We start from the raw sequence: 243 nt of genomic DNA, 5'->3' as shown, positions 1-243 counted from the left end.
GAGTGCGCTCAGCATCGCAGCTACTGTCATCTACGGATTGGTGCTGAAGCAGATGGGTGGGGCTTTGCCCTTCGTCGACTCGTTGACCGCGATCCTCTCGATTCTCGCCATGATTTTTATGGTGAAGCGATTGGTTGAGCAGTGGGTCGTTTGGGTCATCATCGACATTTTTACGATCTATATGTGGCTGGTTGCATTCATGGCTGATGGCAACGATATTTCGATTCTCGTCATGTGGTGCGC

At 51.0% G+C, this 243-nt stretch carries 1 protein-coding gene; it reads left to right on the top strand.

What is annotated here, in order from left to right; translation table 11 throughout:
• Positions 1-243 (top strand): nicotinamide riboside transporter PnuC (gene pnuC, locus SB773_RS34115; protein ID WP_410594927.1); only part of this gene is annotated, 243 nt, incomplete at both ends.

It is taken from the genome of Bacillus sp. SIMBA_074, assembly GCF_046534555.1.
In the GTDB taxonomy this organism is placed as follows: Bacteria; Bacillota; Bacilli; order Bacillales; family Bacillaceae_G; genus Bacillus_A; species Bacillus_A mycoides.
This window is presented reverse-complemented; position numbering and strand designations above follow the sequence as displayed.